The following is a 19,575-nucleotide window of genomic DNA, read 5'->3' on the forward strand; positions in this document are numbered from 1 at the left end:
CGTCAAGACACCGTCATCCAGGTATTGAGCATGCTTTCGTCCAGCTGGGCGACTTTGCCGTGCGCCACGTTGCGGCCCCGATGCAGCAGCAGGAAGTAATCCGCCACCTTACGGATAAACGAAATGCGTTGCTCCAGCAGCAGGATCGTCAGGCCGAAATCGTGATTCAGACGATGGATCAGATTGCCCATCTCCTCTTCCAGCCACGGCGACATGCCTTCGGTTGGCTCGTCCAGGATCAACAGCTTAGGCTGCAACACCAGCGCTCTGGCCAGCGCCAGTTGCTGCTGCTGCTCAATCTGTAAATCACCGCTGCGCTGATGGCGCAAGGAGTAGAGGGCAGGGAACAGGTCATAGACCATCTGCGGAATGGCCCGATGGCGTTCCAGACCCGCGCCGGCCAGCAGCGCAATCTGCAAGTTATCTTCCACGCTAAGCTGGGAGAAAAGCTGTCGCCCTTGCGGCACATAGCCAATGCCCAGGGCAGCCCGTTGCTCCATCGGCTGCAGCAGCAGATCCTGCGGCGGGCGGTTGGCTTCCTGCCAGGTCATCGAGCCGCTGTTAATCGGCAGATGGCCCATGATGCAGTTGACCAGCGTGGTTTTTCCCATGCCGGGACGTCCCAGTACGCCGGTACAGGTGCCTGGGGCGAGATCCAGATCAACATCCCACAGGATGTGATTTTGTCCATAAAATTGGTTGATTGAACGTAAGCTGAGCATCTGACACTCTCCTCCAGACAGTTTTCGATCGCACCTGGTTGCATCCGCTCTACGTCGTGTGGCAAACAGTCGTCAACGTCTCCTGCGAGACGCCTGCGGCTTTGTGCTCCTCGCTCTGGTGTTATGAAAGCGTGAGGCGGTTAGACAGAGACTTGCAATTGGCAGGCCAACCTGGCAAAAGTCTCAGAAAACGCCCGCCCGCCTGATGATTAGCACCAGTAATTAGTAATAAAACTTAAACAATTGCCCGGGGTAATATTCCGCTGCACTTTGTCAGTGCTATGGACGAATCATTTCTGGTGCAGTTGCCTGTCTCAGTGGCAACCCGCGACTGTCATCAAACTGAAAAAAACGTCGAAATAGGGCTAGCGGCAACGGGGGAAATATGCCTTTCAGGACCATTAATCCTCAAGCGTCAGGCGAAAATAATGCAAAAAAAAATATTTGCGGCCCCGATCGCAGGGCAATGAGGTTTTATACACATCAGACGGCTCGGGCGCTCAAATCAGTTATCCACCATTCCTGTGGATAACCATGTGCATGAGCGTCTGAAAACTTACGGCAGGCGAGAGCGGACGCGGGTTGAGCACGAGTTGACGCGAAACTCATCTCTGAGCGCAAAGGGTGATTTATCAATATGTTAGTTAAAATCAAGCACCCGAAAAATCTCAGTTGCCTGGCCCGCCGCATTTTGTCAGTGCTGCTTGACAAATGTTAAAGCGCTTCCTCTTTTGGGGATAACCTGTCCGACCAGCCGCATTGCTGATTGCCCACTGGGCCGGGAAAGGGCAACGCTGAACGCATGAGCAATATCTTGCAAAATTACTGTAATTATATCCAGTCTTTTTTTCTGGTAAATTCGCAGTAGCAGAGTAAAATTAGGATCCTGTTCGCGTCATTCATTACCAGGTAGCCACTCAATGAGCAAAGTCTTTAAACTCAACTCCGAATTCAAACCCGCTGGTGACCAGCCCGAGGCGATCCGTCGTCTGGAAGAGGGGCTGGAAGACGGGCTGGCGCACCAGACGCTGCTCGGGGTAACCGGCTCAGGTAAAACCTTCACCGTGGCCAACGTGATTGCCGACTTAAACCGGCCAACCATGGTGCTGGCACCGAATAAAACGCTGGCGGCGCAGCTGTACGGCGAAATGAAAGAGTTCTTCCCGGATAACGCGGTGGAGTACTTCGTCTCTTACTACGACTACTATCAGCCGGAAGCGTATGTGCCCAGCTCCGACACCTTTATCGAAAAGGATGCCTCGGTAAACGAACATATCGAGCAGATGCGTCTGTCAGCGACCAAAGCGCTGCTGGAGCGACGGGATGTGATCGTGGTCGCCTCGGTGTCGGCCATCTACGGTCTGGGCGATCCTGACCTGTATCTGAAGATGATGCTGCACCTGACCCGTGGCATGGTAATCGATCAGCGCTCTATCCTGCGTCGCCTGTCGGAATTGCAGTATTCCCGCAACGATCAGGCGTTCCAGCGCGGCACCTTCCGCGTGCGCGGCGAAGTGATTGATATCTTCCCGGCGGAATCGGACGATTATGCGCTGCGCGTCGAACTGTTTGATGAAGAGGTCGAGCGCCTGTCGATCTTCGACCCGCTCACCGGGCAGGTCACTTCCGTGGTCCCGCGCTACACCATCTACCCGAAAACCCACTACGTGACCCCGCGCGAACGCATCCTGCAGGCGATGGAAGAGATCAAAGTGGAGCTGGCCGACCGGCGCAAGGTCCTGTTGAACAACAACAAGCTGCTGGAAGAGCAGCGCATTTCTCAGCGTACCCAGTTCGATCTGGAGATGATGAACGAGCTGGGCTACTGCTCCGGTATCGAGAACTACTCGCGCTATCTCTCCGCGCGCGGGCCGGGCGAAGCGCCGCCAACCCTGTTTGACTATTTACCGGCGGACGGCCTGCTGGTGGTCGACGAATCCCACGTCACCATTCCGCAAATCGGCGGGATGTACAAAGGTGACCGTGCGCGTAAAGAGACGCTGGTGGAGTACGGTTTCCGTCTGCCTTCGGCGCTTGATAACCGCCCAATGAAATTTGAAGAGTTTGAGGCGCTGGCGCCGCAGACCATTTATGTCTCGGCCACGCCGGGTAAATATGAGCTGGAGAAATCCGGTGGCGAAGTGATCGATCAGGTGGTGCGCCCAACCGGTCTGCTGGATCCGCTAATCGAAGTGCGTCCGGTCAGCACTCAGGTCGATGACCTGCTGTCTGAGATTCGTAAACGCGTGGCAATCAATGAGCGCGTGCTGGTAACGGTGTTAACCAAACGCATGGCCGAGGACCTCACCGAGTATCTGGAAGAGCACGGTGAGCGGGTGCGTTACCTGCACTCGGATATCGACACCGTCGAGCGCGTGGAGATCATCCGTGACCTGCGTCTGGGCGAGTTTGATGTGCTGGTCGGCATCAACTTACTGCGAGAAGGTCTGGATATGCCGGAAGTGTCGCTGGTGGCGATTCTGGATGCCGATAAAGAGGGCTTCCTGCGTTCCGATCGCTCGCTGATCCAGACCATTGGTCGCGCCGCGCGTAACCTGAACGGTAAGGCCATTCTCTACGGCGATAAAATCACGCCGTCAATGGAGCGCGCCATCGGCGAAACCGAGCGCCGCCGCGCCAAGCAGGAAATCTACAACGCTGAGAACGGCATTGTGCCGCAGGGACTGAACAAGAAGATTGCCGATATTCTTGAACTGGGCCAGGGGCTGGCGAAAAACAAATCCCGTGGACGCGCCAAGGCCGGACGCATTGTGGAAGACGATGCACCGTACCTGGATCTGTCACCGAAAGGACTGCAGAAGAAAATTCACCAGCTGGAAGCGCAAATGCAGGAGCATGCGCAGAATCTGGAGTTTGAAGAGGCCGCCAATATCCGTGACCAGCTGCATAAGGTGCGGGAGCTGTTTATCGCCGCGTCCTGATCGGTCAGCCGTGACGGCGGGCAGAGGAGCGGGGAAACGCCGGACGGCTTCCCCGCTCTGGCCTTACTGAAGAGTCTTACTGAATGGCCTGAATTGCGTGTTCCAGCGCGATGTGCAGCAACTGGCGATCGTGGCGGTATTTGATATCCGCCGCTTCCAGCGGTTCCTGAATAATCAGCCGGCCGCTGACATTGCTGATGTCCACCGCCGGGCCAACCACCACCGCATCAATCACTTTCTTGCCAATATATTTTTCCATCATCTCCAGCTTGCCCGCCAGCGTCAGCTGCGCGGCCGCCGGGCTTAATTCTTTCCCGAGGTTGCCGATAAAGACCATGGTGGCGGGCGTGCGGCGCAGTGCCTGTGCCATATCCGGCATCAGCAGCAGCGGCATCAGGCTGGTGTAGAAGCTGCCGGGGCCAATCAGGATCAAATCCGCTTCGCCCACTGCTTCAATCGCTTCACGGGTGGCGCTGACGTTGGGGGAAAGCAGCAGTTCCTGCGGCGGAAGCTGCATCTGGTCAATCTCGGTTTCGCCGTAGATCTGGTTGCCTTCGCTGTCGACCGCCACCAGATCGACCGGCTGCTCGGACATCGGGATCAGAAAGGCGTCGACCTTCAGCAGATTGCGGATCAGGTTGATGGCTTCAAACGGCCGCACGCTAAGGTGATCCAGCGCTTTCAGCATCAGGTTGCCAAGATTGTGACCGGCCAGCTCACCGTTACCGCTAAAGCGATATTCAAACATCGCCGAGGCGACGCTGGGTTCGGCGATCAGCTGATTCAGGCAGTTGCGCATGTCGCCCCAGGCGATGCCGCCTTCAGAACGGCGGATGCGGCCGGTGGAGCCGCCGTTGTCGGTGGTGGTAACAATGCCGGTAAGGCGCGAACCCAAAGGGGAAAGGGCAGACATCACACGGCCAAGGCCATGTCCGCCACCTAAAGCCACCACTCTGTCGAGATCGGCTAATGTGCGATTACGCATAAAAATCCTTCATTATGTTGATGCTTTATTGATGAATCAGCCAAGCTGCTGGCAATACGGCAATTTTAGCGAAAGTAACGGTGATCTGCCGACAAAAAACGTTATATATCAAAATACATAGCGAAAGTCTGTTGTGGTAAGGCTTTCCGGTTAGCGGTAGAATTTTACCACCATGATTTACCGGTGTTCGGTAAATCACACTTAGCCCTGACACCTAAGTCTCCTGATACGGTGTCCTGGCCGCAACCTCGCGTTGCCAGGGTGCAGAAAGAAATGCCTGCATCTCCCGATTTGGAAGGTGTTCTGGTGTCACAATTTCAAGATAGCTTCGATCGCAAGTTTTACTACCTGCGTCTGTCGATCACTGACGTCTGCAATTTCCGTTGCAACTATTGCCTGCCTGACGGTTACAAGCCGCAGGGCAACAGCAATAAAAGCTTCCTGTCGCTGGATGAAATCCGGCGTGTTACCCGTGCCTTTGCGGCGGCGGGGACGGAAAAAGTGCGTCTGACCGGCGGCGAACCCTCGTTGCGCCGCGACTTCACCGAGATTATCGCGGCGGTGCGTGAAAACAGCGCAATCCGCCAGCTGGCGGTCACCACCAATGGCTATCGTCTGGCGCGTGACGTTGCCCAATGGCGCGACGCCGGTCTGACGGCACTCAACGTCAGCATAGACAGTCTGGATGCCCGTCAGTTTCATGCCATCACCGGTCAGGATAAATTCCAGCAGGTGATGAACGGCATCGATGCGGCGTTTGAGGCCGGTTTCAGCAAGGTGAAAGTCAATACCGTGCTGATGCGCGACGTCAATCATAACAGTCTGCAAACCTTCCTCGACTGGATCCGCACCCGTCCCATTCAGCTACGCTTTATCGAGCTGATGGAAACCGGCGACGGCGGCGACCTGTTCCGCAAACACCATATTTCCGGTGAGGTGATCCGCGCCAGCCTGTTGCTACAGGGATGGGAGCGGCAGGTCAGTGAACGCAGTGCCGGACCGGCGCAGGTGTTCCGTCATCCGGATTATCAGGGCGAGATTGGCCTGATCATGCCTTACGAAAAAGATTTCTGTGCCACCTGTAACCGTCTGCGGGTTTCCGCCACCGGCAAGCTGCATCTGTGCCTGTTTGGCGATGGCGGCGTGTCGCTGCGTGACCTGCTGCAAAATGACGATCAGCAGGATGCGTTACAGGAGCGGATTGCCGCCAGCCTGCGTACCAAAAAGCAGACGCATTTCCTGCATCAGGGCAATACCGGCATTACGCAGAATCTCTCTTATATCGGCGGTTAACACTAAGGACGTTAAAATGGGCAAACCTTCGGCTGAATTTATGCCGCTCAACGTAGCAGTACTCACCGTTTCCGACAGCCGCGATGCGACCAGTGACAGCTCTGGCGACTATCTGCGTGAAGCGCTGGCCGAAGCGGGCCACCAGGTGCTGGATCATGCGCTGGTGAAAGATGACCGTTATCGCATCCGCGCGGTGGTCTCCAGCTGGATTGCCAGCAGTGATGTTCAGGTGGTGTTGATTAACGGCGGCACCGGCTTTAACACTAAAAACTGCACGCCAGAAGCCCTGCTGCCGCTGTTTGACCGCGAGATTGAAGGGTTCGGCGAACTGTTCCGCATGATCTCGTATGAAGATATCGGCACCTCAACCCTGCAGTCACGCGCCGTGGCCGGTGTGGCCAACGGCACGGTGATTTTTGCCGTGCCGGGATCAACCAATGCCTGCCAGAGCGCGTGGGAAAGGATCATTCAGGACCAGCTGGATGCCCGCACCCGTCCCTGTAATTTTGTTTCGCATGTGAAGAAGCCCTGAACTTATGTCGCAACTGACCCATATTAATGCCTCTGGCGAGGCGCACATGGTGGACGTCTCCGCCAAGGCCGAAACGGTGCGCGAAGCCCGTGCCGAAGCCTTTGTGAAGATGCGTCCCGAGACGCTGAAGATGATTGTCGACGGCAGCCATCATAAAGGCGACGTATTCGCCACCGCGCGCATCGCCGGCATCCAGGCCGCCAAGCGCACCTGGGAGCTGATCCCGCTGTGCCATCCGCTGTTGTTGAGCAAAGTGGAAGTGACGCTGACGGCGGATGTGGAAAACAGCCAGGTCCGCATTGAGTCGCTGTGCCGTCTCACCGGGAAAACCGGGGTCGAGATGGAAGCGCTGACCGCCGCCTCCGTGGCCGCGTTGACCATTTACGATATGTGCAAAGCGGTGCAGAAAGATATCAGCATTGAGATGTGCCGTTTGCTGAGCAAAAGTGGCGGCAAATCGGGTGATTTTAAGGCGGTGTCTGATGATTAACGTGCTGTTTTTTGCCCAGACGCGTGAGCTGGTCGGTACCGGCAGCATCACCGTCACCCGGGATTACGCCACGGTAGACGAGCTGCGTGCGGTGCTGGCGGCGAAGGGCGACCGCTGGTCGCTGGCGCTGGAGTCCGGCAAAGTGCTGTCGGCGGTTAACCAGACGCTGGTGTCACCGCAGCACGCGCTGAAAGCGGGGGATGAAGTGGCTTTCTTCCCGCCGGTTACCGGAGGGTAAGATGGAAACGCGGATCAGAGTCGGGCAGGCGCCTTTTGATATGGGCGAAGAGTATCGCTGGCTGGCGGCCTGTGATGAAGACGGCGCGGTCGTGACCTTTACCGGCAAAGTGCGCAATCACAACCTGGGTGACAACGTGTCTGCGCTGACGCTGGAGCACTATCCTGGAATGACCGAAAAAGCGCTGGCCGGGATCGTGGCTGAGGCGCGTGAACGCTGGCCGATGCAGCGCGTCACGGTGATCCACCGCATTGGCGAACTGTTTCCCGGCGATGAGATTGTGATGGTGGGCGTCAGCGGCGCGCACCGTGCCGGGGCCTTTGCCGCCGCCGAATTCATTATGGATTACCTGAAAACCAAAGCCCCGTTCTGGAAGCGTGAAGCCACGCCGGAAGGCGATCGCTGGGTTGAATCGCGTGACAGCGATCGTCAGTCCGCCGCGCGCTGGAAGTAACCGCCCGCATTCAGCCGCCTCCGATGGATTATTGCCGCTGCGCTGTGTAACCTCGGGGCGGTCGTTATTACAGAACAAGGAAAGTCATGATCGGTTCCCTCTCCAAACGCCTATCTCTGCTGGCACTGATGGTGCTGGCAGGGTGTAGCAGCCAGCCTAAAAAGTCCCTCCCCGAGCAGCGTCCGGTGGACGTCAAGGCGAAAATTTCCCGCCTGTTACCGGCCAAGGTGAGCGATCGTCAGGGCTGGAGCAACGATATCTTCGCCGCCTTTAATGGCCAGGGGCTTGAGCCGTCGGTCAGCAATCTCTGTTCGGTGATTGCGGTCACCGATCAGGAATCCACCTTTAATGCCGATGCCAATGTGCCTGGGCTGCCGAAAATTGCCTGGGGCGAAATCGATCGCCGCGCTGGCAAGCTGCATATCCCGTCGTTCGTGGTGCGTACCGCGCTGATGATCAAATCGCCGAATGGCAAAAGCTACACCGATCGCCTGGACAACGTGCGCAGCGAAAAAGAGCTGAGCGCCATTTTCGATGACTTTATCGATATGGTGCCGATGGGGCAGACGCTGTTTGGCAATCTGAATCCAATCCATACCGGCGGCCCGATGCAGGTCAGCATTGAGTTTGCCGAAGCCCATGCCAAAGGCTATCCGTATCCGGTTGATGGCTCGATTCGCCGCGAAGTGTTCAGCCGGCGTGGCGGCGTGTGGTTTGGCACCATGCACCTGCTGGGCTATCCGGCGGATTACACCCGCCAGATCTACCGCTTTGCTGACTTTAATGCCGGATGGTATGCCAGCCGCAACGCCGCCTTCCAGGCCGCCGTTTCGCGGTTAAGCGGCATTAAACTGGCGCTGGACGGTGATTTGATTCAGTACGGTTCAGATGCGGCGGGATCGACGGAGCTGGCGGTCAGGACGCTAAGCACGCGTCTGGATATGAGCAACCGCAGCATCCGCAGCGCGCTGGAGAAGGGCGACAGCGAAGACTTTGTTAAAACCGATTTGTGGAAAAAGGTGTTTGCGATGGCGGATAAAAATGCTGGCAGACCTCAACCGCGTGAGATGCTGCCAGGCATTAAGCTGGAAAGCCCAAAAATCACCCGCAATCTGACCACCGCCTGGTTTGCCCAGCGCGTCGACGGTCGTTACCAGAGTTGCCTGGCGCGCGGGAAGTAACCGACGCCTTAGGCGGCATCCAGCCGGAAAATCTGCACGGTTTGCGCCAGCTGCTTCGCCTGGTCCTCCAGCGAAGCGGCGGCAGCAGACATCTGCTGAACCAGCGCCGAGTTCTGCTGAGTGGCGCCATCCATCTGATTGACCGCCACCGTCACCTGACCAATCCCCTGCGACTGCTCGTCGGACGCATGCACAATCTCGCCAATAATGGTTTTCACCGAGTTCACCGCGGTGGTCATCTCCTGCATGGTCTTGCCTGCATCCTGCACCAGCGACACCCCTTGATTAACGCGTAAGGTGGATTCGCCAATCAGCGCGGAAATGTCTTTAACCGCGTTGGCACTGCGCTGCGCCAGGCTGCGAACTTCTGCCGCCACCACCGCAAATCCGCGACCCTGTTCGCCTGCGCGCGCTGCTTCTACCGCCGCGTTCAGCGCCAGAATATTGGTCTGGAAGGCAATGCCGTTGATGATGCTGGTGATCGCGCCAATTTTCCGGGAACTCTCATCAATTTGCTGCATGATCTGCACCACCTGCTGCACCAGCGACTCGCCGCGTTGCGCGATATCGGTGGCGTTTTCGGTTAACGAGGTGGCCTGATGGGCGTTATCAGCATTGTGCTTCACCGTGGCGGTTAGCTGCTCCATGCTGGCCGCCGTCTCTTCCAGCGCTGCCGCCTGTTGTTCAGTGCGTGAGGCCAAATCCAGATTGCCGGAAGCAATCTCTTCGGCACCCTGACGGACCGAATCACTGGCGGAGATTATCTCGCCGACCATGGTTCTCAACTGCTGCTGCATGGTCTGCATGGCAAAGAAAATGCTCTGGCGGTCACGATCGCCCACTGGGATGTCGGCAGTCAGATTGCCTTCGGAGACGCCCAGCGCAATCGCTGCGGCCTGTGAAGGTTCGCCGCCGATCGGTTTAGAAATCTTACGGCTGAACAGCAGACCCAGCACCGAGCACACGATGACAATACTGAGAATCATCATAATCAGCGCGTTCATCAGCTGACGGTTGGCTTCAGCCATCACCGCGCTGACCGGAGTGACGATGCCCAGATACCACGGGAACTGGCTGTTGCCGACGGTGACCGGTCGCCAGGTTTCCAGCACCTTTTCGCCCAGCGAGTCGTCAAAATGCTCCACGACCTGCTGGGTAAACTTGTCGGTTTCCCCTTTATACGGCTTGCCGGACATGGCTTTATCCGGGCTGGAGACCACCAGTCCCTTGTTGGACAGCAGCAGAGCGTAACCCACGCCTTCCCAAGGCTTGATGGCCCCGACGGTTTTCTGCAGCGACGCCAGCGAAATATCGGAGGTGATCACCGCTTTCAGCTTGTTATCGTCCATCACCACCGCCGCGACCGAAGTCAGCAGGGTCGGCACGCCGTTATAGGCGTAGCTGTAAGGCTCAATCAACATATCCTGCTGCAGTTTCTGTGGGACCAGATAGTAGTCGCCCTGGCCGGGCTTGAAGATTGAGTCGAGGTTATGCAGGGCAAAATTGCCGCTGCTGTCGCGATCGACAAAGCGAGCAAAACGGCCTTTAGGCGGCGCGTCAGGCTGCTGCGCGAACTCGGCATCGCGGCCATCAAAGGCGTTCTCTTCGAAAATTACCGACATCGACAGATAGTCAGGATTTTGTTTCAGGGAGTACTTCATCAGCGCTTCGCCGATCTTACGGTCGGTGATCCCGGCCGGGGGCAGGGCAATCAAACTCTGGCCAAGATTGCGTGCGACCGTACGGGCATAATCCAGGTCCTTCTGTACGCTTAACGCCTTGCTCTCGGCAATCTGGCCGAGATAATTCTCTGCCAGCTTGCGCTGCTGCTGGCTGGACTCCCAGCTGAGAAAACCAATGGTGATAGTGAAGCCCAGCGTGATGGTCAGGGCTCCGGTCAGGAGCATAAGCGTGCGCGTGCTCATTTTCCGCTTAGGTGACGACGTGGTCTGCATTCTGGCTTCCCCGATGTAAGAGATGACGCGTATTAACTTCCTGTTAGCTGTTCTCCATCTGTTCACTCTATCGGCAAAATATGGACAATCTTTATGCGGGCGAGAGCGGTTTCCGCCGATAACGTCCATGCCGGATAAACGCTTACGTAAAAAGCCCGGGGCAGGACTGGCTTATCTTCCCCTGAGTGTGCCAGACTTAACCACGACCGGGGCGGGGCGCGTTGCGCCTTTTCCCTGTGTTCACATCGTTAATTTAAGCATCAGGAGAGCATCATGGATCGATATCCACGTTCCGACAGTTCTATGGTTTCGCAGGCCAATACCGGCCTGCAGACCTATATGGCACAGGTGTATGGCTGGATGACCTGCGGTCTGTTGCTGACCGCGTTTGTTTCGTGGTTTGCCGCCAACACGCCTGCGGTGATGGAGATGGTTTTCGCTAACCGCATCACCTTCTATGGCCTGATTATTGTGCAGCTCGGTCTGGTGTTCGTGCTGTCCGGTATGGTGCATAAGCTGAGCGGGGCGGTCGCCACCGGCCTGTTTATGCTGTACTCCGCGCTGACCGGTTTAACCATGGCGAGCATTTTCCTCGTCTACACCTACTCCTCCATCGCCGGGACCTTCCTGGTGGCGGGCGGCATGTTTGGTGTGATGAGCTTCTGGGGTTACACCACCAAGCGCGACCTGAGCGGCATGGGCAGCATGCTGTTTATGGCGCTGATCGGGATCGTGCTGGCGTCCGTGGTGAACATCTGGCTGAAAAGCACCGCGCTGATGTGGGCCGTGACCTATATCGGCGTGCTGGTGTTTGTCGGGCTGACGGCGTATGACACGCAGAAACTGAAAAATATCGGTGAGGGGATCAATGTTGAAGACAAAGAGAACCTGCGTCGTTATTCCATTATGGGCGCATTAACGCTGTATCTGGACTTTATTAACCTGTTCCTGATGCTGCTGCGTATTTTCGGTAACCGCCGCTAAGAAAGAGGGGGCGACTCCCGTCGCCCCCTTTGTTTTACGCCTGTTTCTCTCTCTCCCGCTCGTTCATCGCCCGCAATGACTTCGCCCGACTTTCCAGCCAGAGATAGAGCACCAGCGCCAGCAACAGCGGGGCAATAAAGTAGATCACGCGATACGCCAGCAGCGCGGCAATGATCGAACCGTGCGACAGATGCTCACCGCCCAGCAACGCCAGGAACACCGCTTCCAGCACGCCAATCCCCGCCGGAATATGAATAATCACGCCCGCAATACTGCTGATCAGCAACACGCCCAGCACCTGCGGATAGTCGACCTTCTGCGCCAGCAGCAGCCAGATAATCGCGCCCATCACCAGCCAGTTGGCGCTGGATACCGCAAACTGCAACATCGCCATGCGGAAAGAGGGCAGCGCCAGCTTGTGGCCCTTGACGGTCCAGCGGCGGCGTTTAGAGAAGGCACACAGCGCCAGATAAACCACCACAAACACCAGCAGCGCCGCACCGATGGTTCTCAGCGTGCCTTCGCCAATAAACCAGCCTGACGGGATCGGCACCCAGCCGGAGGTGAACACCACGCCGGCCACCAGCACGTAACCCAACCAGTTAGTGGCAATACTGAGCGAGAAAATACGGGTGATGGTGCTGCCATCCAGCCCTAACCGGGAATAGAGCCGGTAGCGCATCGCCACGCCGCCAACCCAGGTGCTGAGCGTCAGGTTAAAGGCATAACAAATAAACGACACCAGCATCACCTGGCGTTTTTGCAGCTTGTGACCGCAATAGGCCTGGCCGATCAGATCGTATACGCCATAGGTGAGGTAGCTGACCACCACCAGCGCGACAGAGGCCAAAATAGCAAAGCGGTTATAGTTGCTGATCACCTCAACCACGTCGTGCCAGTTGACCTTGCGCGCGTAAATAACCAGCAGCACGATAACGGCGATAAAGAACAGCCAGGTGAGAATTTTCTTCACCCACTTCCAGCGGGAATGCGCAGCAGACATCAGGGTTTTACTCGCTCATTGTCGGATTCAACACGGTCCTGGGTTTCCAGCTCTGGCTGCACCGGCGGCGCAATCTGCGCCAGTTTCGGCGTATGCGCGGGCAGCCAGCCAGCAATGGCCGGGAAATGACGCAGGAAATGGAACACCACGATGCTTTTTGCCAGCTGGCGCCAGTTCTGTTTGGGTAACTGGCTCTCCTCCACCCGCTGGCAATCTTCTGTCAGCAGGCGGTTGAGATTGCCACGCATCACTTCGTTAAAGGTGCGGTCGTGGATCATCAGGTTAGCCTCAAGGTTTAACGACAGGCTCAGCGGATCGAGATTGCTGGAACCCACCGTCGACCAGTGGTTATCCTGTACAGCAATTTTGGCATGCAGCGGACGGCGAATATATTCATACACTTCCACACCGCCGCCCACCAGGTAGTTATAGAGCAGCTCGGCGCCCACCTTAACAATCGGCATATCCGGTTCGCCCTGTACAATCAGCTTCACCGACACGCCGCGCTGTGCGGCACTGCGCATCTCCCGCAGCAGCTTATAGCCGGGGAAGAAGTAGGCGTTGGCGATGATCACTTCCTGCTTTGCGCTACGCAGCATATCGATATAGTGCTGCTCAATGTCATCACGGTGCTGGTCATTGTCCCGCCAGACAAACAGGATCTGCGCATCACCAGGCGTCACATTTTTCGCCGGGCGATGGGAGCGGGCGCCCCACCAGCGGCGAGTCACCTGTTCGCTGTTGATGGCCTGCTGCACATACAGCGTGATGTCATCGACGATTGGGCCTTTCACTTCCACCGCATAATCCTGCTTGGCTTCTGCGCCATAGCTGGAATTGTGCTCAGCGGAGAAGTTGATGCCGCCGACAAAGGCAATCTCCCCGTCGCAGACCACAATTTTACGGTGCAGGCGACGGAAGATATTGGTACGCATACCAAAGATCAGCGGGCGCGGATCGTAATAAAGGAAACGTACACCGGCCGCCGTCAGGCTTTGGGTAAATTCGGTTGAGAGATCGTTGGAGCCGTAGCCATCCACCATCATCTCCACTTTGACGCCGCGGTTGGCCGCGTCCAGCAGCACCTCATGGAGCGCATTTCCCACCTCGTCCTCAAACAGGATAAAGGTTTCCAACAGCACGGTTTCCTTCGCCCGCCGAATGGCTTCAAAGACTCGCGGAAAATACTGTTCGCCATTTTCCAGCAGGCGCAGGCGGTTACCGTCACGCCATTCCATTTTCATAGGTGGATCTCCACAGCCAGCGGGGCATGATCGGACAGATGGGACCAGGGACGCAGCGGGATGGTCTGCGGATGGCTGATCCCGGCATTACGGACATAGATCCGGTCAAGGCGCAGCAGCGGGAAGCGGGCAGGGAAGGTGCGTGCCGGACGGCCAAACTTGCGGCTGAATACCTCTTCCAGCGCCGCCCCTTTTTTCAGCACCGCGTTAGCTTTTTGCTGCCAGTCGTTGAAGTCGCCCGCGACCACCACCGGCGCATCGGCCGGCAGGCTGTTGACCAGATCGCACAGCAGTTTCAGCTGCGCATGGCGGTGGGCATCCTTCAGACCCAGGTGCACGCAGATGGCATGCAGCGGCTGCTCGTGGCTGGGAATGGCAACCTGACAATGCAGCAGCCCGCGTTTTTCAGTGCCTTCCACCGAAATATCGCGGTTTTCAAACTTCAGGATCGGGTAGCGGGACAGGATGGCGTTACCATGATGTCCTTCGGGATAAACCGCATTGCGGCCATAGGCATAGTCGTTCCACATGGTGTCGGCCAAAAATTCGTAATGAGGTGTGTCTGGCCAGTTCTCAACCTTCAATTGGTTGATGGCAGGCGCCCCCATTACCTCTTGTAAGAAGACAATATCCGCCGCGGTTGCACGCACTGCATCACGCAGTTCAGGCAGGATAAAGCGGCGATTAAAAGCGGCAAAACCTTTGTGTGTATTGATCGTCAGGACTTTTAATGAAAATCCTTGAGCATTTTGTGCCATACTGTGCGCGCTCTCCTTTTCAATGTACGAAAGGTAAAGTGTAGTCTTTGTCACAAAAGAGTGCCCTGAAACGGCGTTCTTTGCGGCATTATCCGAAAACTACGTTAGTCTGAGGAAATTCGTTATCACTTACTGTGTTAACAAGGCTGGGCGACCTCTGTTGGGTCTGCCAGGAGAAGAAAATGAAATGGTCTAACCGTATTCAGATTGTCACCGGACAAACCTGTGTACATATCGCGCTCCACCTTCTGCTGATTGCAGGGTTGGTGTGGGGTTGGAAGCACCAGGCATTGCTGCAGGTCAGCACGGTATTTCTGGCGATGTATGCCAGCGTGTTTACCGCCATGTTGTTGACTCAGCGACTGCCACGTCTGCGCCGGGTGGGCGACTTCTTAGAAGACGTCACCACCACCTACTATTTTGGCGCAGCGATGTTGGTGCTTTATATGCTCTCCCGCGTGATCCACAACAACCTGCTGCTGGGTTGTGTTGGTGTGCTAATGCTGACCGGACCCTGTGTGGTCTCTCTGCTGGCTAAAGAGCCTGTTCGCGCTCGCCAGCGTCACCGCTAAGCACAACAGGCCACGAAAGTGGCCTGTTCTTTATAAGAAACGCCTTCCTTAGAACAAAACGACCTGAATAAAATCCTGCCCTGAACTGTTAACCCTGTAATTAATCACGGGGAACATCATCATGCACCAGACTTCCGCTCCTGTTCATTATGACCGGCTCACCATTGCCCTGCACTGGCTGACGGCGCTTGACGTCATTTTTCTGTTTGCCAGCTATCAGGTGTGGTCACGACTGGAAAAAGGCACGCCGCTGCGCCATGACCTGCAATCACTGCATATCTCTTTTGGCCTGCTGCTGGCGCTGTTGATGGTGGTGCGCATTGTCTGGCGCATCAGTAAAGGCCGCCGTCTGCCGCCGGCCAGCCCTTCCCGCGCGGCGCATGTCGGCGCGAAATCCGTCCACGGCCTGCTCTATTTATTGCTGATCGCCCAGGTGGTGTTGGGTTTCCTGTTTCGCTGGGCGCAGGGCGAACCGTTCGCCTTCTTCAACTTCGGCGATCTGTCCGATCTGGTTTATATCGAAAGTTCATTGCGTAAGCTGTTGGGATCGCTTCATTACTACAACGCCTGGCTGATTATTGTTCTGGCCGGCGGCCACGCCGTGGTGGCGCTGCTGCACCATTACGCGCTGCGCGACGGCACGTTAAAACGCATGATCCCAAAACTGAAGTAACCCTCTGCTGTACTCTACCGGAGTCACAAAAATGAAGATCAAAATCAGTCGTGTGTTATGCCTGGCCGCCTTATCGGGCGTGCTGGTGAGCGGAATGGTTCACGCCATGGGCGATGATGATGACAAGCCGCCAACCTGTCCGAAAGGGCAGATCTACGATAAAAAAGCCAAAAGCTGTGTGGCCGATAAAACCAGTATGATCAATGATAATGACCGCACCGCCTATGCCTACGCGCTGGCGAAAGCCGGCCGCTATGATGAGGCGCTGCAAACGCTGAATAAGCTGAAAGAACCCAATACCGCCAAAGCCTGGAACTATCGCGGTTACGCCACTCGCAAGCTGGGACGCACCGACGAAGGGATTGGCTATTATCAGAAATCTATCGCCCTCGATCCGCATTACGCCAAAGTCCGGGAATACCTCGGTGAGGCTTATATGGTCAAGCAGCAGCCGGCGATGGCGCGTGAGCAGCTGAATATTATCAAAGGCATCTGTGGCACCGGTTGCGAAGAGTACCGCGATCTCTCTGCCGCCATCGATGGCCACCCGGAAAGTTAATCCACGGCAGCCCAAGGAGCACCGGTGAATCACCACAATATTCGCGCTGAACTGCCGCTTTATCTGGCGCGTTTATGGCGTTACGGGCTGGTGCTGTCCCGCAAACGGGATGTGGCCGAAGATCTGGTGCAGGCGACCTGCCTGCGCGCGCTGGAAAAAAGCAGCCAGTATGTTCCCGGCACCCGCCTGGACCGCTGGCTGTTTACCATTCTGCATTCGGTGTGGATCAATCAGGTTCGGGCCACCCATCTGACGCAACAGCAAAATATTGATGATGTGGATGAGCAGGCGTTCCAGCTAAGCGAAGGCGAAGCCGATCACCTCTGGGCGCAGCAGGTGCGTGAACGGATCAACCGCCTGCCGGAAGCCCAGCGCAATGCCGTGTTCCTGGTCTACGTTGAGGGCTTTACCTATCAGGAAGCCGCCGACACGCTGGCGGTGCCGATTGGCACCATCATGAGCCGACTGGCAAACGCCAGACAGACGCTGGCCAAAGGCGTGGTGGTGGGCGTCAGACGTAACAAAAGGGGGGAAGTATGACCCAGTGGCAGAACGGCGCGCCCATTTCCGACGAGGTGCTGGTGGCCTGGCTTGATAAGCAACTCACGGTTCAACAGCATCAGCAGGTGGAAAAAATGCTCAGTGATGACCCGGAGCTGGCCGAGCGACTGGCCGAGCTCGATCGCGCCAGCGTGGACTTTTCGGCTGCCTTTGCGCCTTTACTGCAGGAAGCGCCGAAGGATCGCCTGCAGCAAAAGCTCAGCGCCGCACTGGCGCAGCCGCAGAAGCCGCCGTCTGCAGGCATCAGCCGCAGAACCCTGATTGCCGCAACGGTATCTGCGCTGGCGCTGGGCGTGGTCGGCGGCATGAAAGGCAGACGGCTGTTTGATAATGATGATGGCTGGCGGGATACCGTGGCGCAATATATGGCGCTGTACACCCATCAGACCTTTGAAGGGGTTTCACCTTCTGACAGCGCCATGCAGCAGCAGATAGCCAGCGTCAGCAGTCACCTGGGCCTGTCGCTCTCCGCCAGCGCGTTATCGCTTCCCGGCAGCGCGTTCAAGGGCGCAAGAATGCTGAATTACGATGACAAGGCCATTGCGCAGATTGTCTGGGATGACCCAAACAGCGGGCCGTTGGCGCTGTGCATTACCGGCGCGGTTCACCCGACGGATCGCGGATTTGCCGAAGAGCAACGCCGTGGTATGAACGTGGTGTACTGGCAGCAGCAACAACACAGCTTTATGCTGATAGGCCACAAGCCCGCAGCAGAGCTGCGTAGGGTCGCCAGCAGCCTGTCGGCGGCGGTCTGAAACGGCCCGCATGAGTGCCCGGGAAGGGGGCAGAATTGACCCACACAAAGAAACTCTCTCTGTGTGGGCATAACATCTGTTATAATCCGGCGCTTACGCACCGTGGTTTGTGCTCCCTTTCAAACGTCAGGCGAAGCCTGGCGTCATATTCTCCCCCTGGAAACTACATCGCTTACCGCGATCAGGGCGGATCCGGAGTCAGTCAATTTTATGTCATTTGATTCTCTCGGCCTGAATGCCGATATTTTGCGTGCTGTTGCAGAACAGGGTTACGACGAGCCTACGCCGATCCAGCGTCAGGCAATCCCGGTAGTGTTGGCAGGTCGCGACCTGATGGCCAGCGCCCAGACCGGTACCGGTAAAACCGCGGGCTTTACGCTGCCGGTTTTACAGCTGCTGAGCAGCCACAACCCGCATCCAAAAGGTCGTCGCCCGGTTCGTGCGCTGATCTTAACCCCAACCCGTGAGCTTGCGGCTCAGATCGGGGAAAACGTCCAGGATTACTCTAAGTACCTGGATCTGCGTTCGCTGGTGGTCTTCGGCGGCGTGAGCATCAACCCGCAGATGATGAAACTGCGCAGCGGCGTTGACGTGCTGGTGGCGACACCTGGCCGTCTGCTGGACCTGGAACATCAGAACGCACTGGACCTCTCTAAAGTTGAGATCCTGGTGCTGGATGAAGCCGACCGTATGCTGGATATGGGCTTCATTCACGATATCCGTCGCGTGCTGGCCAAACTGCCTGCCAAGCGTCAGAACCTGCTGTTCTCCGCCACCTTCTCTGACGAGATCAAAGGCCTGGCCGAGAAGCTGCTGCACAATCCAGAAGAAGTGTCTGTGGCGCGCCGCAACACCGCTTCCGAGCAGATCACTCAGCACGTTCACATGGTTGATAAGAAGCGTAAGCGTGAACTGCTGTCGTTCCTGATTGGCCGTGATAACTGGCAGCAGGTGCTGGTCTTCACCCGTACCAAGCACGGTGCTAACCACCTTGCTGAGCAGCTGAACAAAGATGGCATTACGTCTGCGGCCCTCCACGGCAACAAGAGCCAGGGTGCCCGTACGCGCGCGCTGAGCGACTTTAAAGAAGGCAAAATCCGTGTGCTGGTGGCGACCGATATCGCCGCTCGCGGCATCGATATCTCCGAGTTGCCACACGTGGTGAACTTTGAGCTGCCAAACGTACCGGAAGACTACGTGCACCGTATTGGCCGTACCGGCCGTGCGGCAGCCACTGGTGAAGCGCTGTCTCTGGTCTGTGTCGATGAGCTGAAACTGCTGCGTGATATCGAGCGCGTGCTGAAGCGTGAAATCCCACGTATGGCGATTGAAGGCTACGAGCCGGATCCGTCGATCAAAGCTGAGCCGATCCTTAACGGTCGTCAGCAGCAGCGTGGCGGTGCAGGTGGCGGCGGCGGTGGTCGTGGTCGCGGTGCGCCAGGCGGCGGCGGAAATCGCAGCGGTCAGGGCGGTCGGGGTAACGGCGGCGGCAACGGCGGCGAGCGCAGCCAGTCTGCCACCGGCGAACGTAGCCAGGGTAACGGTCAGCGTCGTCCGGCGGCTGCAGGTTCGGGTTCTGCCCGCACTGAAGGCAGCAGCAACGGGGCACCACGCACCAACAAAACCCGTCAGCGCCGCTCTAACCCAGCGTAAGCACTTCTTCCGGGGGGATCG

Annotated in this window: 20 protein-coding genes and 1 riboswitch; of the genes, 14 read left to right on the forward strand and 6 right to left on the reverse strand. The window is 57.1% G+C overall.

What is annotated here, in order from left to right; all coding sequences use genetic code 11:
- Positions 1-2: 2 nt before the first annotated feature.
- On the reverse strand, positions 3-722 hold the full coding sequence (locus tag E2F51_RS14025; RefSeq protein ID WP_013201367.1) for an ABC transporter ATP-binding protein: 720 nt from the start codon (positions 720-722) through the stop codon (positions 3-5).
- Between the two features lie 920 nt (positions 723-1,642).
- Here E2F51_RS14025 and uvrB point away from each other — a divergent pair.
- Positions 1,643-3,664: an excinuclease ABC subunit UvrB gene (gene uvrB, locus E2F51_RS14030; RefSeq protein WP_013201368.1), complete on the forward strand. Its 2,022-nt coding sequence runs from the start codon at positions 1,643-1,645 to the stop codon at positions 3,662-3,664.
- Positions 3,665-3,740: 76 nt separating this feature from the next.
- Here uvrB and yvcK read toward each other — a convergent pair whose 3' ends face one another.
- Positions 3,741-4,649, reverse strand: a complete 909-nt coding sequence (yvcK, locus tag E2F51_RS14035) for a uridine diphosphate-N-acetylglucosamine-binding protein YvcK (protein WP_013201369.1) — start codon at positions 4,647-4,649, stop codon at positions 3,741-3,743.
- Positions 4,650-4,835: 186 nt separating this feature from the next.
- Positions 4,836-4,966: riboswitch (molybdenum cofactor riboswitch) on the forward strand.
- On the opposite strand from yvcK, the gene moaA reads away from it, so the two are divergent.
- From moaA to E2F51_RS14065, 6 genes are all read left to right on the forward strand, one after another.
- Positions 4,953-5,942: a GTP 3',8-cyclase MoaA gene (gene moaA / locus E2F51_RS14040; RefSeq protein ID WP_151038752.1), complete on the forward strand. Its 990-nt coding sequence runs from the start codon at positions 4,953-4,955 to the stop codon at positions 5,940-5,942. (Overlaps the previous riboswitch by 14 nt.)
- A 16-nt stretch (positions 5,943-5,958) precedes the next feature.
- Positions 5,959-6,474 carry a molybdenum cofactor biosynthesis protein B gene (moaB, locus tag E2F51_RS14045; protein WP_013201371.1) on the forward strand — a complete coding sequence of 172 codons (516 nt, stop codon included), beginning with the start codon at positions 5,959-5,961 and terminating at the stop codon, positions 6,472-6,474.
- A 4-nt stretch (positions 6,475-6,478) separates the two neighbouring features.
- A complete protein-coding gene (gene moaC, locus E2F51_RS14050) occupies positions 6,479-6,964 on the forward strand; it encodes a cyclic pyranopterin monophosphate synthase MoaC (RefSeq protein WP_013201372.1) in 486 nt (161 codons plus the stop codon).
- A complete protein-coding gene (moaD, locus tag E2F51_RS14055; protein WP_013201373.1) occupies positions 6,957-7,202 on the forward strand; it encodes a molybdopterin synthase sulfur carrier subunit in 246 nt (81 codons plus the stop codon). Before moaC ends, moaD begins: the two co-directional genes overlap by 8 nt.
- 1 nt (position 7,203) lies before the next feature.
- Entirely contained in the window at positions 7,204-7,656 is a 453-nt protein-coding gene (moaE, locus tag E2F51_RS14060; RefSeq protein WP_013201374.1) for a molybdopterin synthase catalytic subunit MoaE, read from the forward strand.
- A gap of 86 nt (positions 7,657-7,742) precedes the next feature.
- Positions 7,743-8,837 (forward strand): DUF1615 domain-containing protein, encoded by a 1,095-nt coding sequence (locus E2F51_RS14065; protein WP_134823743.1) that lies wholly within the window; start codon positions 7,743-7,745, stop codon positions 8,835-8,837.
- Positions 8,838-8,845: 8 nt separating this feature from the next.
- Here E2F51_RS14065 and E2F51_RS14070 read toward each other — a convergent pair whose 3' ends face one another.
- Positions 8,846-10,792 carry a methyl-accepting chemotaxis protein gene (locus E2F51_RS14070; RefSeq protein WP_134823744.1) on the reverse strand — a complete coding sequence of 649 codons (1,947 nt, stop codon included), beginning with the start codon at positions 10,790-10,792 and terminating at the stop codon, positions 8,846-8,848.
- A gap of 273 nt (positions 10,793-11,065) precedes the next feature.
- Between E2F51_RS14070 and E2F51_RS14075 the strand changes: the two genes are divergently transcribed.
- A complete protein-coding gene (locus E2F51_RS14075; RefSeq protein ID WP_013201377.1) occupies positions 11,066-11,776 on the forward strand; it encodes a Bax inhibitor-1/YccA family protein in 711 nt (236 codons plus the stop codon).
- Positions 11,777-11,810: 34 nt separating this feature from the next.
- Here the strand turns inward: E2F51_RS14075 and E2F51_RS14080 are convergent, their stop codons facing one another.
- From E2F51_RS14080 to E2F51_RS14090, 3 genes are read right to left on the reverse strand one after another with little or no spacing between them, the layout of a single operon-like run.
- On the reverse strand, positions 11,811-12,779 hold the full coding sequence (locus E2F51_RS14080; protein ID WP_105759448.1) for a lysylphosphatidylglycerol synthase domain-containing protein: 969 nt from the start codon (positions 12,777-12,779) through the stop codon (positions 11,811-11,813).
- The gene (clsB, locus tag E2F51_RS14085) at positions 12,779-14,023 is read right to left on the reverse strand and encodes a cardiolipin synthase ClsB (protein ID WP_013201379.1); all 1,245 of its coding nucleotides are present in this window, start codon (positions 14,021-14,023) and stop codon (positions 12,779-12,781) included. Before clsB ends, E2F51_RS14080 begins: the two co-directional genes overlap by 1 nt.
- Positions 14,020-14,781 carry an endonuclease/exonuclease/phosphatase family protein gene (locus tag E2F51_RS14090; protein ID WP_053145997.1) on the reverse strand — a complete coding sequence of 254 codons (762 nt, stop codon included), beginning with the start codon at positions 14,779-14,781 and terminating at the stop codon, positions 14,020-14,022. Before E2F51_RS14090 ends, clsB begins: the two co-directional genes overlap by 4 nt.
- A 182-nt stretch (positions 14,782-14,963) precedes the next feature.
- On the opposite strand from E2F51_RS14090, the gene E2F51_RS14095 reads away from it, so the two are divergent.
- The 6 genes from E2F51_RS14095 to rhlE all read left to right on the forward strand — a co-directional run bounded on the left by E2F51_RS14095 (position 14,964) and on the right by rhlE (position 19,554).
- A complete protein-coding gene (locus E2F51_RS14095; RefSeq protein ID WP_013201381.1) occupies positions 14,964-15,353 on the forward strand; it encodes a YbhQ family protein in 390 nt (129 codons plus the stop codon).
- Positions 15,354-15,474: 121 nt separating this feature from the next.
- Positions 15,475-16,026 carry a cytochrome b gene (locus E2F51_RS14100; RefSeq protein ID WP_134823745.1) on the forward strand — a complete coding sequence of 184 codons (552 nt, stop codon included), beginning with the start codon at positions 15,475-15,477 and terminating at the stop codon, positions 16,024-16,026.
- Positions 16,027-16,057: 31 nt separating this feature from the next.
- Positions 16,058-16,585 carry a tetratricopeptide repeat protein gene (locus tag E2F51_RS14105; protein ID WP_134823746.1) on the forward strand — a complete coding sequence of 176 codons (528 nt, stop codon included), beginning with the start codon at positions 16,058-16,060 and terminating at the stop codon, positions 16,583-16,585.
- Between the two features lie 24 nt (positions 16,586-16,609).
- Entirely contained in the window at positions 16,610-17,125 is a 516-nt protein-coding gene (locus E2F51_RS14110; RefSeq protein WP_134823747.1) for an RNA polymerase sigma factor, read from the forward strand.
- Positions 17,122-17,901 (forward strand): anti-sigma factor, encoded by a 780-nt coding sequence (locus E2F51_RS14115; protein ID WP_134823748.1) that lies wholly within the window; start codon positions 17,122-17,124, stop codon positions 17,899-17,901. The genes E2F51_RS14110 and E2F51_RS14115 overlap by 4 nt, the downstream gene beginning before the upstream one ends.
- 210 nt (positions 17,902-18,111) lie before the next feature.
- Positions 18,112-19,554, forward strand: a complete 1,443-nt coding sequence (gene rhlE, locus E2F51_RS14120; RefSeq protein WP_134823749.1) for an ATP-dependent RNA helicase RhlE — start codon at positions 18,112-18,114, stop codon at positions 19,552-19,554.
- The last annotated feature ends 21 nt before the right edge of the window (positions 19,555-19,575 follow it).

It is taken from the genome of Erwinia sp. QL-Z3 (assembly GCF_004551645.1).
GTDB classification, from domain to species: domain Bacteria; phylum Pseudomonadota; class Gammaproteobacteria; order Enterobacterales; family Enterobacteriaceae; genus Erwinia; species Erwinia billingiae.

Excerpts from the sequence above, each read along its gene's own strand:
- E2F51_RS14025 (WP_013201367.1), bottom strand. The coding sequence starts at position 722 with ATGCTCAGCTTACGTTCAATCAACCAATTTTATGGACAAAATCACATC.
- uvrB (WP_013201368.1), top strand. The coding sequence starts at position 1,643 with ATGAGCAAAGTCTTTAAACTCAACTCCGAATTCAAACCCGCTGGTGAC.
- yvcK (WP_013201369.1), bottom strand. The coding sequence starts at position 4,649 with ATGCGTAATCGCACATTAGCCGATCTCGACAGAGTGGTGGCTTTAGGT.
- moaB (WP_013201371.1), top strand. The coding sequence starts at position 5,959 with ATGGGCAAACCTTCGGCTGAATTTATGCCGCTCAACGTAGCAGTACTC.
- moaC (WP_013201372.1), top strand. The coding sequence starts at position 6,479 with ATGTCGCAACTGACCCATATTAATGCCTCTGGCGAGGCGCACATGGTG.
- moaD (WP_013201373.1), top strand. The coding sequence starts at position 6,957 with ATGATTAACGTGCTGTTTTTTGCCCAGACGCGTGAGCTGGTCGGTACC.
- moaE (WP_013201374.1), top strand. The coding sequence starts at position 7,204 with ATGGAAACGCGGATCAGAGTCGGGCAGGCGCCTTTTGATATGGGCGAA.
- E2F51_RS14065 (WP_134823743.1), top strand. The coding sequence starts at position 7,743 with ATGATCGGTTCCCTCTCCAAACGCCTATCTCTGCTGGCACTGATGGTG.
- E2F51_RS14070 (WP_134823744.1), bottom strand. The coding sequence starts at position 10,792 with ATGCAGACCACGTCGTCACCTAAGCGGAAAATGAGCACGCGCACGCTT.
- E2F51_RS14075 (WP_013201377.1), top strand. The coding sequence starts at position 11,066 with ATGGATCGATATCCACGTTCCGACAGTTCTATGGTTTCGCAGGCCAAT.
- E2F51_RS14080 (WP_105759448.1), bottom strand. The coding sequence starts at position 12,779 with ATGTCTGCTGCGCATTCCCGCTGGAAGTGGGTGAAGAAAATTCTCACC.
- clsB (WP_013201379.1), bottom strand. The coding sequence starts at position 14,023 with ATGAAAATGGAATGGCGTGACGGTAACCGCCTGCGCCTGCTGGAAAAT.
- E2F51_RS14090 (WP_053145997.1), bottom strand. The coding sequence starts at position 14,781 with ATGGCACAAAATGCTCAAGGATTTTCATTAAAAGTCCTGACGATCAAT.
- E2F51_RS14095 (WP_013201381.1), top strand. The coding sequence starts at position 14,964 with ATGAAATGGTCTAACCGTATTCAGATTGTCACCGGACAAACCTGTGTA.
- E2F51_RS14100 (WP_134823745.1), top strand. The coding sequence starts at position 15,475 with ATGCACCAGACTTCCGCTCCTGTTCATTATGACCGGCTCACCATTGCC.
- E2F51_RS14105 (WP_134823746.1), top strand. The coding sequence starts at position 16,058 with ATGAAGATCAAAATCAGTCGTGTGTTATGCCTGGCCGCCTTATCGGGC.
- E2F51_RS14115 (WP_134823748.1), top strand. The coding sequence starts at position 17,122 with ATGACCCAGTGGCAGAACGGCGCGCCCATTTCCGACGAGGTGCTGGTG.
- rhlE (WP_134823749.1), top strand. The coding sequence starts at position 18,112 with ATGTCATTTGATTCTCTCGGCCTGAATGCCGATATTTTGCGTGCTGTT.